Raw genomic sequence first — 13,608 nt, 5'->3', positions numbered from 1 at the left:
TGGTTTATCGTCGGCTTGTTGAGAATGGGTTCAATAAGCCAGAAACAGATCACGCAAAAAGTGGCTTTCGAGCTTGAATTTGGAATTGCTGGCGAACAATAGTAAGGCTGACGCGCTTGTGTCAATATAGTATTTCCTTGCGCTAGATGCTCAGTGATAGATCAAGAGTGGGGTTGCGATCGAGCATTTAAGGAGAGCGCTCTATAGAAAATTGGCAATCGCGCTACTGTGGGCTAACTTATAGCACCGCCAACAAAGCATGAATCCTTTGAACCCCCTGGAAAAATCCCTATCGCAAGTCCGCAGCGAAGTTCTTCAACAGCTTGAAGACTGGCTTGATGTGCCAATGCTAGTGTTAAGCTTTGGCTGGCTAACTCTACTTATTATTGAACTCATTTGGGATACCAATCCATTTCTCAATGCTGTTAGCCTCACGATTTGGATTCTCTTTATTTTTGATTTTCTATTAGAGTTTGTCCTGGCTCCCCACAAAGGCGCTTATCTGCGGCGGAATTGGTTAACGGTCTGCTCACTGGTTTTGCCTGCCCTCCGCACCTTGCGAATTTTCCGGGTGATGCGGGCAGCGCGAGGAGTCCGATTGTTAGGCGTGATGACCCGCACCACTAGAGGAATGCGATCGCTGAGTGCTAGCTTTCAACGGCGCGGATTTGGCTACGTTGTGGCTTCGACTGCGATCGTCACTTTAGGCGGCGCGGCGGGAATGTATGCCTTTGAACGAGACCTGCCAAACGGTTTAGAAAGCTATAGCACTGCTTTATGGTGGACTGCAATGCTGATGACTACCATGGGGTCAGACTATTTTCCCCAGTCGCCGGAGGGTCGTATTTTATGCTTTATATTAGCGGTGTATGGTTTTGCAATCTTCGGTTATGTCACCGCTACGATCGCCACCTTCTTTGTGGGTCAAGATGCTGAAAATGAACAAGCAGAGATTGCTGGGGTAAAGTCGATACAAGCTTTACAAACAGAAATTGCTGCACTACGAACAGAAATTCAAAGCTTGTCTCGCAATCATCAAGTTGCTAATTCATCGTTTGAGCAAACCGACTTGGAGCAGTGACCATCTATTGATATTAGGGATTTTAATGCTACGCCCCTCGTCAACATAACCGTTCTAGAAGCGCCTTCTCAACCTCAATTCCAGAACTAGAGATAGATGGCAACTTTAGATTGTTTGTCTATTATTTCTGTTGACTTAGAGGTAGCTGAACAAATGAGAATGCTTGACCTATCCGCAATTTGGAACAAGCTCCAGGGCATGGTTAGTGGCTTTTTAGCCTTGCTGCCCAATGTTGTCCTAGCCGTAATTGTCTTTGCCATTTTCTTTTTTGTTGCTAGAAGCATCAAGCGAATTGTTCGACGCGCAACCGCCAATCGTCGTCGTGCCCGAAACTTAGGGTTAGTTTTAGGACGGCTAGCTCAAGGTGCAATCATTCTCATTGGATTGTTTGTCGCGTTGTCGATCGTCATTCCATCTCTAAAGGCAGGTGATCTCGTTCAGCTTCTGGGAATTAGTGGCGTTGCGATCGGGTTTGCGTTTCGCGATATCCTTCAAAATTTTCTATCTGGCATTCTAATTTTGTTAACGGAGCCATTTCGGATTAACGATCAAATTGTCTTTAAAAGCTTTGAAGGAACGGTTGAACGGATTGAAACTCGCGCAACGACGATTAAGACTTACGACAATCGCCGCATTGTGATTCCCAACTCCGAACTCTTTACCAATTCGGTCACGGTCAACACGGCATTCGAGAATCGGCGGATGGAATACGATGTGGGTATCGGATATGGAGACGATATCCAGCAGGCAAAACGACTGATGCTCGAAGCGATCGCGAGTGTGGATGAAGTTCTCAAAGATCCTGCACCCGATGTTTTGGTCGTAGAGCTTGCCGAAAGTGCGGTCAACATCCGAGTACGTTGGTGGATTGCGCCGCCGCGCCGCATTGATGACCTAACGTCTCGCGATCAGGTACTGAGCGCCATTAAACAGAAACTATACGTTGAGAATGGCATTGATCTGCCCTATCCAACCCGGCAAATTCTGTTTCATGATCAAACCGAAGCAACCGACGGCGATCGTACTCAACAACGGGAAGGATGGCCCGCTGGACACGATCGGCACACTCCAAAAGCTCGAAGCATCGGGGGCGCATTGCGATACCTTGCAGAACAAAAGCAGCAACGCAATGGGCATCAACCCACCGAATCGGCAAAAGACTCATGAAAAACACGAAGTTAACGAAACTGTGGGACTCGCTGCAATCAAGTTACTGGTTTTTACCAACTTTAATTGCAGGAGTTGCGGCAGTACTGGCGTTGATTCTGCTCTATGTTGACTGGATGGGCAAATCGCCAGGGTTTTGGTGGCTTTACACAGGCGGCCCTGATGGGGCGCGATCGATGCTCTCTACGGTCGCAGGTGCTATGGCAACAGTTTCAGGAACAGCGTTCTCCATTACGATCGTAGCGCTCCAGCTTGCATCATCGAACTTTGGACCTCGATTACTTCGCAATTTCATGCATGATGTTGGCAATCAAATCGTTCTGGGGACGTTCATTGGCACGTTTCTCTATTGCCTGCTGGTGCTGCGAACTATTCGAGGCGAAGGCTTTGATAAGTTTGTGCCGCAGCTTTCCGTTACCGTTGGCATGGGGTTAGCAATTTTTAGCACCCTCGTTTTGATTTATTTTATTCATCACGCTTCTACAATTATTCAAGCCTCTTCCGTGATTTCCAACGTGAGCGATGAGCTAGAGCGGACAATCAATCAACTGTTTCCCCAACAAATTGGACACAGTTCACGGGATACTCAACATCAAATTGGAGAAATCCCAACCCAGTTTGAGCAGCGATCGGCTCCCATTAAAGCTACTAAAAAAGGCTATCTGCAACTGATCGACGATGAGAACTTAATGAAAATTGCGCGTCAAGCAGATGTGTTGCTGTGCCTCAAAGTTAGACCTGGCAGCTATTTAATTCCAGGAATCCCCCTTGCTCTGGTGTACCCACAGGAGCATGTTTCTCCTAAGTTAACGAAGCAGATTAACGATGTCTTTATAGTCGGTAAAGAACGCACCGAAAAGCAGGATATCGCCTTTCCGATCGAACAACTTGTAGAAGTTGCTTCGCGAGCGCTTTCTCCGGGGATCAATGATCCCTTCACAGCGATTCGCTGTATTGACCGTCTGGGTGCAGGCTTAAGTCTACTGGTTCAGCGAGACTTCCCCTCTCCCTACCGTTACGACAACCATCACACTCTACGGGTGATTGTAGAGCCTGTGACGTTTGAGTTTCTGGTTGATCGTGCCTTTACCCAGATTCGTCAGTATGGGCAGTCAGATTCAGTGGTGATGATGCAATTGCTGGATGCGATCGCCCTCGTTGCTGCCTATGCGGAAACGCCAAAACAACAAATGGTTTTACAACACCATGCAGAGATGATTTTGCGAGGAAGTCGCCAAGGGTTATCTGAAGAGTACGATCGCAGCGAGGTCGAAAAGCACTATCAAACGGTTTTAGGTGCTTTAAATAATAGACCTCCGGCACCAATCAAATGGGATGAGCAAGCTCATCAAGCAAGTCTGCAATCAGAGGGGTAGCCCAGACCGCTTGGGATGGTTAGGATCTTCATTGGATATCTCCTCCGGGTAGCGATCGTTTGCTCAAAATTAAGAGACTAGGATTTAGCACCCGAACTTGGCACTCGAAACCTGGTTTTTCTACCAGAGGTAGGACTGTAGAAATTGTTAAGTGCTTGTAACCTAGCGATAAAGGAACTAGAAGAGTACTTGTGCAAATTCACACCAGATTGGGTTAAGCACGCGGTTTTTTATCAGATATTTCCCGATCGCTCTCTCTAAGCAATGCCAGCATTTGAGGAATCCAAAAATCCGCCCAAGTCATTATCTCGGTTTAGCCAACCCACCAAGAAGACTTCTTGACTGGGGTTAGAATTCACTCGCTGATTGCGATAATTGACGCGACCCCGAACAATTTTTTGAGCAGTCTGGGCATTGTTGTGGGCTAAAAGAGCCTTTTGAGTGCCTGGGCCAAAGATGCCATCGGCGCTAATGCCCAAGGCTTCTTGGAGAAACTCGATCGCGCCTCCCACTCCAAAATTAACCGCCGTATCGAAATGCACGATCGCTAAAGGCAACACCATGATCGGCGCTTGTGAGGGTTGCCAATACATTGAAAAATAGATGTCATGAACTTCTTTGTCAGTAATCCGGTCTACCCCTTGAGTCGGCAGTCGATTGTTGATGCGGTAAGTGTTGTAGGTGTTTTGAGTCACGCCCTTATTAGTCGCTCCGCCCGGATCATCAGGATGGTTCACATATCCGCCTTCCCATTGCAAGGTGAATTTAAGAGCAGTTGCCAGCGCATCAGAAGTCGGCTGTTTTTTTGCCCCTAGAGTGGGCGTAACTGGCATCACGGGCGGACGCGTATCAATCAGTTTTCGAGCAAAGGTGGCTCCAAATACGCCTGTGCTGGAGTTGTTGAGATGTGCCGCTTTGCAGAAACGATCGAGCGCATCTTTGGTCGCTGCCCCAAACACGCCATCAATGGCAGTGCTGATGTCAGTTCCTGGCATAAACCCGATCGCGCTTAAGCGAGTTTGCAGATCGATAATCAATTCTTTATCGCTCGTCAGCGTTGCTAGATTGACAACCGCATTATGTTCAACCAAATCTTTTAGATGCATGGCTTAACTCCTAAACTATGCGTATGGTGCCCTACACGAGAAATGAGGATTAGTTTTATGTCCAAAATTTAATATTTGGCATCTGAAACCTGCTTTTTCTACCAGAGGTAGGACTGTATAAATTGTTAAGTGATTGTAATCTAGCGTTGAAGGGAATAAAAACACACTCATGCAGATTCAAACACCAGACTGGGTTAAACACGCGGTTTTTTATCAGATATTTCCCGATCGCTTTGCCAAAAGCCAAACCTTACGCAAACGGCTGCATCATCACGATCGCTGGGAAGATTGGCACGAACTGCCGACGCTGCAAGGCTATAAGGGAGGCGATCTTTGGGGCGTAATCGAAAAGCTCGACTACATTCAAGATTTGGGCATCAATGCCATTTACTTTACGCCCATTTTTCAATCGGCTAGTAATCATCGCTATCACACTCACGATTATTATCAAGTCGATCCGATGCTGGGCGGAAATGCTGCTTTTCAAGAGTTTTTGGATGAGTCACATCGACGCGATATAAAAGTCGTTTTAGATGGCGTATTTAATCACTCTAGTCGCGGCTTTTTCTTTTTTCATGACGTGTTAGAAAACGGTCCGCATTCGCCTTGGGTCGATTGGTTCAAAGTTCATGACTGGCCCGTCAATGCCTATAACGGCGAATATCCCGCAAATTATGAAGGGTGGGATGGCAATCGGGCGTTGCCTGTGTTTAATCACGACAATCCTGAAGTGCGCGAATACATCATGGAGATTGCTGAATATTGGATTAAACTCGGCGTGGACGGCTGGCGGTTGGATGTGCCCTTTGAGATCAAAACGCCGGGATTTTGGCAAGAGTTTCGCGATCGCGTCAAAGCGGTCAATCCCGAAGCCTATATCGTGGGTGAGGTGTGGGGAGACTCGCGAGAATGGCTCGACGGAACGCAGTTTGATGGCGTAATGAACTATCTGTTTACAGGGCCGACGATCGCGTTTGTGGCGGGCGATCGCGTCGATCTCGATCAGGTGCAAGGTCGAGACTATAAGCCCTTTCCTCCTTTATTTGCAGCGGAGTATGCTGAAAAAATTCAGGCACTTTTAGCGCTTTATGACTGGCAGATTCAACTGACTCAACTCAACCTGTTAGCCAGTCACGACACGGCTCGTTTGCTGTCAATTGCAGGCAGCGATCGCCCCAGTGTTGAGCTTGCAACTCTCGTGCTGTTGACCTTCCCAGGTGCGCCTAGCATTTATTATGGTGACGAAGTTGGGTTGCCCGGTGCGCTCGATCCTGATTCTCGTCGGGGCTTTCCGTCTGAAGCAGATTGGGATTACAAGATTTTTGAGTGTCACCGTCAACTGATTGCGCTCCGTCATGCTCATCCTGCTTTGCGAACCGGAGATTACAAAGTTCTTCACGCTGAAGGAACAGTTTATATATTTGCTCGCAGCTTAGGAGATGACAACTTAGTGATTGCAGTCAATGCAGGAACAACTCCAGCTAAACTCACGCTCACTCAATCCGACCTAAAGCCCCAAAGTAAGTTGTTGTATGGCTCTGCTGACCTCCAGTGGGTTGATCAACACCTGGAATTGCATTTGCCTGAGCGATCGGGCTGTGTGCTGGGCTAATCTCAAGGTAGAGGTGATTTTGTAACACAACCTACAATTGGGAGGAGGAGTTCAACTGTGAGGTTATCTACTATTATTTCTAGGTTTTAATCTAGGAGTATTAATATGACGGACACACAAACTGGAACAGGCGCCCCGATTGGAGAACCTTCTGAGAAGGCAATGTCTAACCGAGATTTCGATCAAGAAGCTGCAAAACGAGACGATGTAGATGAGAAAAACACAGGTCTACCTGCTGAAGTAACCGACAAACTAATGGACGGTTCTGAGCAGGTCTTCTTAGCCGCCTTTAGAAACTCTCAAAAAGATGGTCTGAGTAAGGAAGCTGCCATGAATGTTGCTTGGAATAGTGTCAAGCAGGGTTTTGAGCGCGGTCAAGATGGAAGCTGGCACCGCAAGCAAAAGCCCGGTGATCAAACCATTAGTTCGGGTGTTGAGTCTAGCGCTAACTAGGCTGATGGTTGACGAGTTATTTTCTAATTCGTCTAGCGATAAGATCTTTATTTTATTGAATTATTAGGTGTGTTGTACAGTTGTTACAATACACCTAATTTTTTGATAATGAGTTCGGAAACGCTTTATCTGTTCGATCGTCTGCTAATGCAACTCGTTTAACCACAGCTTTAGAGCGATCGAAAACGGGAATAATTCAATCTCAGACCATTAACGAACTCTCTAAGAAGTTTGGGTTTGAAGAGGACAATATCGATGATGCTTTAGCATCTATTTGGTTAAGTCAATCACCTGAAACGCCCCAAAGAATTAAAAGTATTTCAGCAAGGTTTCTAACTTGGCTAGACGCTGCTCTAAAGATGCTTTAGTCGCCTCGACTTGTTCAATCCTTGCTTTCAATGCATCTACTAGGCGAATGTGAACCTGTTTATCGATCGAATGCTGAAAAACTGAAGCCATGTCCTGCTCGATTAGTGCGGCTTGAGCTTTGTTGTGGCTAGCCGTCGCCTTGCTCATGCTAACTCGACATTTACTTCTAAAGTCTGAACAGAAATTCTCTAAGATTTTGATGCTTTCTTGCAGACTTTGAGTTCCCAACTTTAGAGATTCTTTGCAAGTTGATGAGTCTGGCAGATTTCCAGGATGTAAGAGTGCTTCTTTCAATTGCTGTAGCTCATCATCGAGATCATCGTAACTTGTCAAAATTCAACACCTCAAGTCTCAGAACTTTATAACTCAAAACACTCAAAGACTGGTAGTTGTAAGATAAAAAACGTGTTCGCCTAAAGCCTAAGATAGCATTGATACCTGCCTAGGCTAGGATTAGGTCGTATGTAGACGAAGAAAACTATGTCTGAAGCAGTGCAATACGTGACAAATCAGCAAGGCGAGCGAGTCGGAGTCTTATTAGACCTCGAAACCTACCATCGCCTTTCTAATATTTCTGCTTCCGATGAAGATCTTTTGACAGGCTTGAGCCTAGAAGAGTTACAGGCGCTAGCAGACAGCCAACTTGCCTCTACTGAGCAGGTTCAACTCGGTGAACTGCTCATTCAAAATGCTGACGGGCAACTACCGCCCGAAGCAAATACAAAAATCGATCTGCTTTTGACACAAGTTGACAACCTGAACATTCTGAAAACCAGAGCTAGATACACTCTAAAGCAGCTTTACGGAGTTTCAATATAACGTGAGCGCTTATATCTCCGTTAAGTTGCAAAGTCAAGTTCGTTCTCGTTTTGCAAATTGTTGTGCTTACTGCCGGACTGCTGAATCTCTGACAGTTACAACCTTTGAGTTTGAACATATCGTTCCAGTTTCAAAGGGTGGAGAGACCATCTTTGACAATCTCTGTTTAGCCTGCTCATCCTGCAACCGCTACAAAGCTATTCGCCAAACCGCAACCGATCCGATTACACAAGAAGAAGTTGGATTATTTCATCCTCAGAAACAAGCTTGGAGCAGCCATTTTAAGTGGAATGAGGAAGCGATAGAAATCATTGGATTGTCCCCTACTGGTAGAGCAACCGTTGTTGTGCTGAAGATGAATCGTCCTCAATTGCTTCGTGTCCGACGAATGTGGGTGAAGATGGGTGAACATCCTCCAACAATTTAGATGCCAGAGCAAGTTTGACGGAGCAATCAAACTCGATTAGGCATTTTCTGAGAGTTAATTGCTCCGCAGTGATGTGGGTGAATCAGCGCAATTGAACTGATTCACCCACATCACAGAATTTTGGCATAACGCTGAGAACTACTCAATGACGCTACAGCTTGATTACAACCTTAATGCAATTATCTTTTTTGTGCTTAAAGGTCTCATAAGCTTGGGGCGCTTCGTCGATCGAGATCCGATGCGTGATCACAAACGAGGGATCAATGTCGCCATTCTGAATGTGTCTCATTAACGGGTCAAGGTATTTATGAACGTGGGTTTGTCCCATTTTCATCGTTAGACCTTTGTTAAAAGCAGCCCCAAACGGCATCTTGTCCAAAAAGCCTCCATATACCCCTGGAATTGAAACGGTGCCCCCTTTGCCGCAAGCGACCATTACCTGTCTCAATGCAGTCGGACGATCGGTCTCTAGTCGGACGGCTTGTTTAACCTGGTCATAGAGATAATCGGGGCCCGTCCCGTGAGCTTCCATGCCAACTGCATCGATACAAGAATCGGGCCCACGTCCTCCGGTCATTTCTTTAAGCGCTTCTCCTGCATCCACTTCTTCGTAGTTGATCACCTCAGTTGCGCCTGCTTGCTCTTTGGCCATTTTTAAGCGGTCAGGAAATCGGTCGATCGCAATCACACGTTCGGCTCCCAGTAAAAAAGCGCTGCGAATTGCAAACTGCCCAACGGGGCCGCAACCCCAAATCGCAACGGTGTCTCCAGGTTTAATATTGCAGTTTTCAGCCGCCATATAACCCGTCGGAAAAATGTCAGTTAGAAACAGCACCTGATCGTCAGTCAAGCCTTCAGGAACTTTGTACAAACCAACATCTGCAAAGGGAACGCGGGCATATTCTGCTTGACCGCCAGCATAACCACCAAAAATGTGAGAATAGCCAAATAACCCGGCGGCTGAATAACCGTATAACGCTTCTGCCATAAAGGCGTTGGGGTTAGAGTTATCGCAGAGTGACCACTGAGCAGTTTTGCAGCTATAACAGTTTCCACAGGAGATGGTGAATGGAACGACCACACGATCGCCAATGCTTAAATTCTTGACACCGGAACCGAGTTCGACAATTTCGCCCATAAACTCGTGTCCCATAATGTCGCCCGACATCATACTGGGAATGAACCCGTCATAGAGGTGCAAATCAGAGCCACAAATCGCGGTTGAGGTGATTTTGACAATGGCATCGCGAGGGTTAAGAATTTTGGGGTCAGGCACGTTTTCGACTCGAACGTCTTTCGCACCGCGCCAGCAAACTGCTTTCATTTAAGGGTTCTCCTAGTGAGTTTATGAATTGTGGGTAATGATTTTTGCGGCGATCGCAGCGTTCCATTACCCACCAAGGGTTTATTTGAGATCTGTCAGGTTTAGCAATCTATCGCTCTGTCTGGTAGTAACCAGGCTTTGATGTGTTTTCGATCGCTTCCTTGCTTTCTTTTGCCGCAGCTTTAGACTTGTCGGCGATGTCGTTAATGACTTTTCGAGATTTGCCTGTGACCGTATCGGTAGCCTTTTCAGCTTTGTCTGCGGCATCGTTCGCTTTCCCGGTCAGTTCTCTGCCAAACTCTTTAGTGCTTTCAGGAATCGGCTCATTAAGGTTGAGCTTTTCTTTGATATTCTCAACCGCTTCTTTGAGGCTATTTTCAGCGCTGCTGATTAAAGGATCGCGTTGTGGCTGGTCAGTAACTCGATCCTGGGCGCTCGTTTTTAGAACGTCTTTTGTCGGGTCTAAGGTGCCATGATTTTTAAGAATGTCTGAAGAATCTAATGCCTTGAGATTTCGAGCGGCTTCTTGAGCGCTATCAGCCTCTTTGATCACTTGTTTGGCTGCATCAGGAGTGACGGCTGCCACCGCTTGAAACGTTGCAGGATTGCTAAACAAAAGACCAACAAACAAGAAGATGCCAAATAGGAGAGTGGTTAAAGATTTAATCATTTGAGTCACAGTGAGTTAATGGGAAATTGCAAAGATGAACTATGGTTTCAGCACAACTTTGATGCAGTTGTCTTTTTTGTGCTTGAACGTCTCGTAGGCCTGACTAGCTTGGTCTAAGGGCATCTGGTGCGTAAACACAAACGAGGGATCGATCTCACCTTTAACGGCCCGATCGAGCAACATCGGCATATATTTTTGCCCAAACATTTGCCCCATTTTGAAGGTCAAGCCTTTGTTGAAGGCGGCACCCATTGGCATTTTGTCGAGGAAGCCCGCATAAACGCCCATGATTGAAAGAGTGCCACCCTTGCGACAGGCCAGAATCATTTGACGAATGACGTGAGGCCGATCGAGAGACAGTTTCACGGCTTGTTTCACTTCGTCATAAGCGCCCATGAAGCCCATGCCGTGAGCTTCGAGTCCGACAGCATCAATGCAGGCATCGGGTCCACGTCCTCCGGTCATTTCTTTGAGCGCTTCGCCTGCGTCCACTTCTTCGTAGTTGATGGTTTCGGCTCCACTCTGCTCTCTTGCCATCTTTAAGCGTTCAGGAACCCGATCGATGGCGATTACTCGCTCGGCTCCTAACATATAAGCACTGCGAATCGTGAATTGACCGACTGGACCGCAGCCCCAGACGGCAATAATATCGCCGCGCTTGATGTCGCACAGATCTGCGCCCATAAACCCAGTTGGGAAGGCATCAGAGATCGGCAAGGCTTGCTCGTCGGTGAGTCCGTCAGGAATTTTGACCGCACCATAATCGGCAAAAGGAATTCTCACATATTCGGCTTGTGCTCCTGCATAACCGCCGAACAGGTGAGAATAGCCGTAAATTCCAGAGGTGCTGAAGCCAAAAAGTGGCTCTTGTAGCGCTCCTTTAGGATTTGAGTTGTCGCACAATGACCACTCTTGATGCTGGCAGTAGCGACACTGACCACAACTCACCATCGAAGAAACAACAACGCGATCGCCCCTTTTCAGCTTTTTGACTTCGCGCCCTGTCTCGACGATTTCGCCAATGAATTCGTGACCGATAATGTCACCCGGCACCATTGAGGGAATGTAGCCGTCGTAAATGTGTAGGTCAGATCCACAAATCGTCGTTGCCGTCACTTTGAGAATGGCATCTCGTGGATTGAGAATCGTCGGGTCAGGAACGTTATCGACCCTGACATCGTTAGTACCGTGCCAGCAAACGGCTTTCATTTAAGATTTCTCCTGTAAGCTATTGACCCCTTGATTGCCCTTCAGTCGTAGCAATTTCGCCCGTTTCCATCAGTTGTTTAAACCGACGCAATTCGTCGCCGATCTGCTGTTCGGGTTCTTCACCAAATAGCTTGGCGATCGTGGCTGTTAACATCCCTCCCGGTACGTTGTATTCCATTACAACTTTGACTTCAGTACCCCGATCGCCAGGAGCAGGTTGGAATCGAACAAAGCCAGAGTTATCCACCTCTGCACCCTCCTCAGATGCCCAGGCGATCAGTTGATTGGGCTGGTCGTTGATAAGGTCGGCATTCCATTCGATCGTTTGACCCATCGGAGCGTTTGCGACCCAATGCGATCGACGCAGATCGAGCACCTGCACTGATTTGACGTGTTTCATAAACGTCGGCAGATTCTCAAAGTTGTGCCAATAGTTATAAAGGTCTTCAGCAGATCTATTGATCGTGACCGTCTTCTCAACTTTGATCGCTTTATTGATACCCGTGGCATCGGTTACTTTTTCTTGAAGGCTTTTATCTGTGGTTGCGCCGTGATAAGCGAGGCTACCACCCGCGATCGCTGTTAGGATTCCTCGTAGCGATCGCTGTTTCAATCCCATTAGCACCATTGCACTGCCCCCAACGATCGATGCCCAGCGTTCTGTGTCAGAAACAGTTGCATCACCTTGAGATTGACTTTGATTAGTTTTGTCTGATTCTGTTTCCATGATGTTTTGTATAGAGGAATGAGTGTGATGGCAAATCTGTTCGTTGTCTATGAACGCTCTATAGAACGTTTCTCTGTTCGTTGTTTAGGGACACTTGATCAAACCCCGTCCCTAAACCACAATCGTTGCTGCTCAACCGCCACTGACAGCAGGTCTGCTGGTTGGTTTAGGAGCCTCTGGCGTGCCCACTAACCGAGCTTTATAGAGGTCAGCGATGCGCTGCTCGTCTTTGGCAAGCGTGACCTCCATTGCATCAAAGATGGCGACCGTAGCCGGATCGGTGAGCTTGTTTCGCAAGTTGTAAACATCGACAACGCCCGTTTGCAGGTCGCCTAGAGCGCGTCGTAGAATATCAAGATCCTGCTGACTGGTTTGAAAGAAGGTCTTCAAAGTTGCAAAAGCACCGCTTGCATTGGCTTGCAGTGAGGGAGTTTCGCCCAATACATTTAGGCGCGATTCAAGGGTCTGAATATGACGCGACTTGTTTGCCCGAATTTCTTGAAAGAGTTCTCGTGTTGCTTCATCAGGCGCGTTTGAAGCGTAGTGTTCAAAGGTTTCAAACCCGTAGCGCTCACCTGCGATCGCTGTGTTAATTGCGTTCACGATTTCGCCCTTGCTAGACCCGCCCCATTCTTCGCCCAGCTTCCACCAACCTGCGTCCACATCGCTGATATCGGGCAATGTCGTATCGGCAACCGACAATCCTAAAGTGGTCAAAATTGCAGTGGTGAAGATTGGCAAATCTCCAGGACGACGCGAGGTAATCAGATTGTCGTCGATGACTAACGGCTCATCGACAAATTCGGCTCCGGCGTTTTGCATGTCTTTGCGAATGGCGCGAAAGCCAGTTGCTCTGACCCCTTTGAGCAAATCGCCCTCGATTAGGACTTGCGGGCCGTGGCAAACCGAAGCGACTAAAATCCCCCCTGTAAAGGCATCTTGCACAAAACGAACCGTCTTCATGTTGGTTCTCATTTTGTCAGGAGCCATGCCACCGGGAATGATTACTGCGTCAAAATCAGCCGCGATCGATTCCGTTGTAGTCGCATCCGCTTTGATCGAAAGCTTACCTTCTTTGCCTTTATACTCCTCATTCATCCGAGAACCCAGCACCACCACATTGGCTCCCGCTTTCTTCAACGCATTATAAGGAATCTGAAATTCTGAATCTTCTACGCCTTGCTCAATGAGAATAGCGACTCGTTTCTTATCACTTGTTTGACCGTTCGTAACCATTGCGGCATCTCCTTGCATTCTGACGCTTCCTT

At 47.3% G+C, this 13,608-nt stretch carries 14 protein-coding genes; 7 read left to right on the top strand and 7 right to left on the bottom strand.

What is annotated here, in order from left to right; genetic code table 11:
• The first annotated feature begins 259 nt into the window (after window positions 1-259).
• The 3 genes from C7B65_RS02890 (at window position 260) to C7B65_RS02880 (ending at window position 3,624) form a co-directional block, all read left to right on the top strand.
• Entirely contained in the window at window positions 260-1,081 is an 822-nt protein-coding gene (locus C7B65_RS02890; RefSeq protein WP_073069398.1) for a potassium channel family protein, read from the top strand.
• A 96-nt stretch (window positions 1,082-1,177) separates the two neighbouring features.
• The gene (locus C7B65_RS02885) at window positions 1,178-2,248 is read left to right on the top strand and encodes a mechanosensitive ion channel family protein (protein WP_244913150.1); all 1,071 of its coding nucleotides are present in this window, start codon (window positions 1,178-1,180) and stop codon (window positions 2,246-2,248) included.
• Complete coding sequence (locus C7B65_RS02880; protein WP_073069396.1) at window positions 2,245-3,624, top strand: DUF2254 domain-containing protein; 1,380 nt, start codon at window positions 2,245-2,247, stop codon at window positions 3,622-3,624. Before C7B65_RS02885 ends, C7B65_RS02880 begins: the two co-directional genes overlap by 4 nt.
• Before the next feature lie 257 nt (window positions 3,625-3,881).
• On the opposite strand, the gene C7B65_RS02875 is transcribed toward C7B65_RS02880, so the two are convergent.
• Window positions 3,882-4,730, bottom strand: a complete 849-nt coding sequence (locus C7B65_RS02875) for a glycosyl hydrolase 108 family protein (protein WP_073069395.1) — start codon at window positions 4,728-4,730, stop codon at window positions 3,882-3,884.
• 169 nt (window positions 4,731-4,899) lie between these two features.
• On the opposite strand from C7B65_RS02875, the gene C7B65_RS02870 reads away from it, so the two are divergent.
• Window positions 4,900-6,342 (top strand): glycoside hydrolase family 13 protein, encoded by a 1,443-nt coding sequence (locus C7B65_RS02870; protein ID WP_073069394.1) that lies wholly within the window; start codon window positions 4,900-4,902, stop codon window positions 6,340-6,342.
• Between the two features lie 105 nt (window positions 6,343-6,447).
• The gene (locus C7B65_RS02865) at window positions 6,448-6,795 is read left to right on the top strand and encodes a ChaB family protein (protein ID WP_219898320.1); all 348 of its coding nucleotides are present in this window, start codon (window positions 6,448-6,450) and stop codon (window positions 6,793-6,795) included.
• A 309-nt stretch (window positions 6,796-7,104) separates the two neighbouring features.
• Here the strand turns inward: C7B65_RS02865 and C7B65_RS02860 are convergent, their stop codons facing one another.
• Window positions 7,105-7,497 carry a hypothetical protein gene (locus C7B65_RS02860; RefSeq protein ID WP_073069393.1) on the bottom strand — a complete coding sequence of 131 codons (393 nt, stop codon included), beginning with the start codon at window positions 7,495-7,497 and terminating at the stop codon, window positions 7,105-7,107.
• Between the two features lie 147 nt (window positions 7,498-7,644).
• Here C7B65_RS02860 and C7B65_RS02855 point away from each other — a divergent pair, with 147 nt between their 5' ends.
• Both C7B65_RS02855 and C7B65_RS02850 read left to right on the top strand, forming a co-directional pair.
• On the top strand, window positions 7,645-7,983 hold the full coding sequence (locus C7B65_RS02855; RefSeq protein WP_073069392.1) for a hypothetical protein: 339 nt from the start codon (window positions 7,645-7,647) through the stop codon (window positions 7,981-7,983).
• 1 nt (window position 7,984) lies between these two features.
• Window positions 7,985-8,410: an HNH endonuclease gene (locus C7B65_RS02850; protein ID WP_073069391.1), complete on the top strand. Its 426-nt coding sequence runs from the start codon at window positions 7,985-7,987 to the stop codon at window positions 8,408-8,410.
• A gap of 151 nt (window positions 8,411-8,561) precedes the next feature.
• Here the strand turns inward: C7B65_RS02850 and C7B65_RS02845 are convergent, their stop codons facing one another.
• The 5 genes from C7B65_RS02845 to C7B65_RS02825 form a co-directional block, all read right to left on the bottom strand.
• On the bottom strand, window positions 8,562-9,734 hold the full coding sequence (locus C7B65_RS02845) for a zinc-dependent alcohol dehydrogenase (RefSeq protein ID WP_073069390.1): 1,173 nt from the start codon (window positions 9,732-9,734) through the stop codon (window positions 8,562-8,564).
• 109 nt (window positions 9,735-9,843) lie between these two features.
• Window positions 9,844-10,404, bottom strand: a complete 561-nt coding sequence (locus C7B65_RS02840) for a hypothetical protein (RefSeq protein WP_073069389.1) — start codon at window positions 10,402-10,404, stop codon at window positions 9,844-9,846.
• Window positions 10,405-10,443: 39 nt separating this feature from the next.
• A complete protein-coding gene (locus tag C7B65_RS02835; RefSeq protein ID WP_073069388.1) occupies window positions 10,444-11,613 on the bottom strand; it encodes a zinc-dependent alcohol dehydrogenase in 1,170 nt (389 codons plus the stop codon).
• 19 nt (window positions 11,614-11,632) lie between these two features.
• On the bottom strand, window positions 11,633-12,340 hold the full coding sequence (locus C7B65_RS02830; RefSeq protein ID WP_073069387.1) for an SRPBCC family protein: 708 nt from the start codon (window positions 12,338-12,340) through the stop codon (window positions 11,633-11,635).
• Between the two features lie 132 nt (window positions 12,341-12,472).
• Window positions 12,473-13,576, bottom strand: a complete 1,104-nt coding sequence (locus tag C7B65_RS02825) for a DJ-1/PfpI/YhbO family deglycase/protease (protein ID WP_073069595.1) — start codon at window positions 13,574-13,576, stop codon at window positions 12,473-12,475.
• Between the last annotated feature and the right edge of the window lie 32 nt (window positions 13,577-13,608).

Origin of the sequence: Phormidesmis priestleyi ULC007, assembly GCF_003003695.1 — a bacterium.
Lineage (GTDB): Bacteria > Cyanobacteriota > Cyanobacteriia > Leptolyngbyales > Leptolyngbyaceae > Phormidesmis_A > Phormidesmis_A priestleyi_A.
The sequence above is the reverse complement of the archived record's forward strand: the minus strand, read 5'-3'. Positions and strand labels throughout refer to the sequence as shown.

What these genes read in the sequence shown, in the direction of transcription:
- C7B65_RS02890 (WP_073069398.1), top strand. Translation starts at nt 260, where the DNA reads ATGAATCCTTTGAACCCCCTGGAAAAATCCCTATCGCAAGTCCGCAGC.
- C7B65_RS02885 (WP_244913150.1), top strand. Translation starts at nt 1,178, where the DNA reads ATGGCAACTTTAGATTGTTTGTCTATTATTTCTGTTGACTTAGAGGTA.
- C7B65_RS02880 (WP_073069396.1), top strand. Translation starts at nt 2,245, where the DNA reads ATGAAAAACACGAAGTTAACGAAACTGTGGGACTCGCTGCAATCAAGT.
- C7B65_RS02875 (WP_073069395.1), bottom strand. Translation starts at nt 4,730, where the DNA reads ATGCATCTAAAAGATTTGGTTGAACATAATGCGGTTGTCAATCTAGCA.
- C7B65_RS02870 (WP_073069394.1), top strand. Translation starts at nt 4,900, where the DNA reads ATGCAGATTCAAACACCAGACTGGGTTAAACACGCGGTTTTTTATCAG.
- C7B65_RS02865 (WP_219898320.1), top strand. Translation starts at nt 6,448, where the DNA reads ATGACGGACACACAAACTGGAACAGGCGCCCCGATTGGAGAACCTTCT.
- C7B65_RS02855 (WP_073069392.1), top strand. Translation starts at nt 7,645, where the DNA reads ATGTCTGAAGCAGTGCAATACGTGACAAATCAGCAAGGCGAGCGAGTC.
- C7B65_RS02845 (WP_073069390.1), bottom strand. Translation starts at nt 9,734, where the DNA reads ATGAAAGCAGTTTGCTGGCGCGGTGCGAAAGACGTTCGAGTCGAAAAC.
- C7B65_RS02840 (WP_073069389.1), bottom strand. Translation starts at nt 10,404, where the DNA reads ATGATTAAATCTTTAACCACTCTCCTATTTGGCATCTTCTTGTTTGTT.
- C7B65_RS02835 (WP_073069388.1), bottom strand. Translation starts at nt 11,613, where the DNA reads ATGAAAGCCGTTTGCTGGCACGGTACTAACGATGTCAGGGTCGATAAC.
- C7B65_RS02830 (WP_073069387.1), bottom strand. Translation starts at nt 12,340, where the DNA reads ATGGAAACAGAATCAGACAAAACTAATCAAAGTCAATCTCAAGGTGAT.
- C7B65_RS02825 (WP_073069595.1), bottom strand. Translation starts at nt 13,576, where the DNA reads ATGGTTACGAACGGTCAAACAAGTGATAAGAAACGAGTCGCTATTCTC.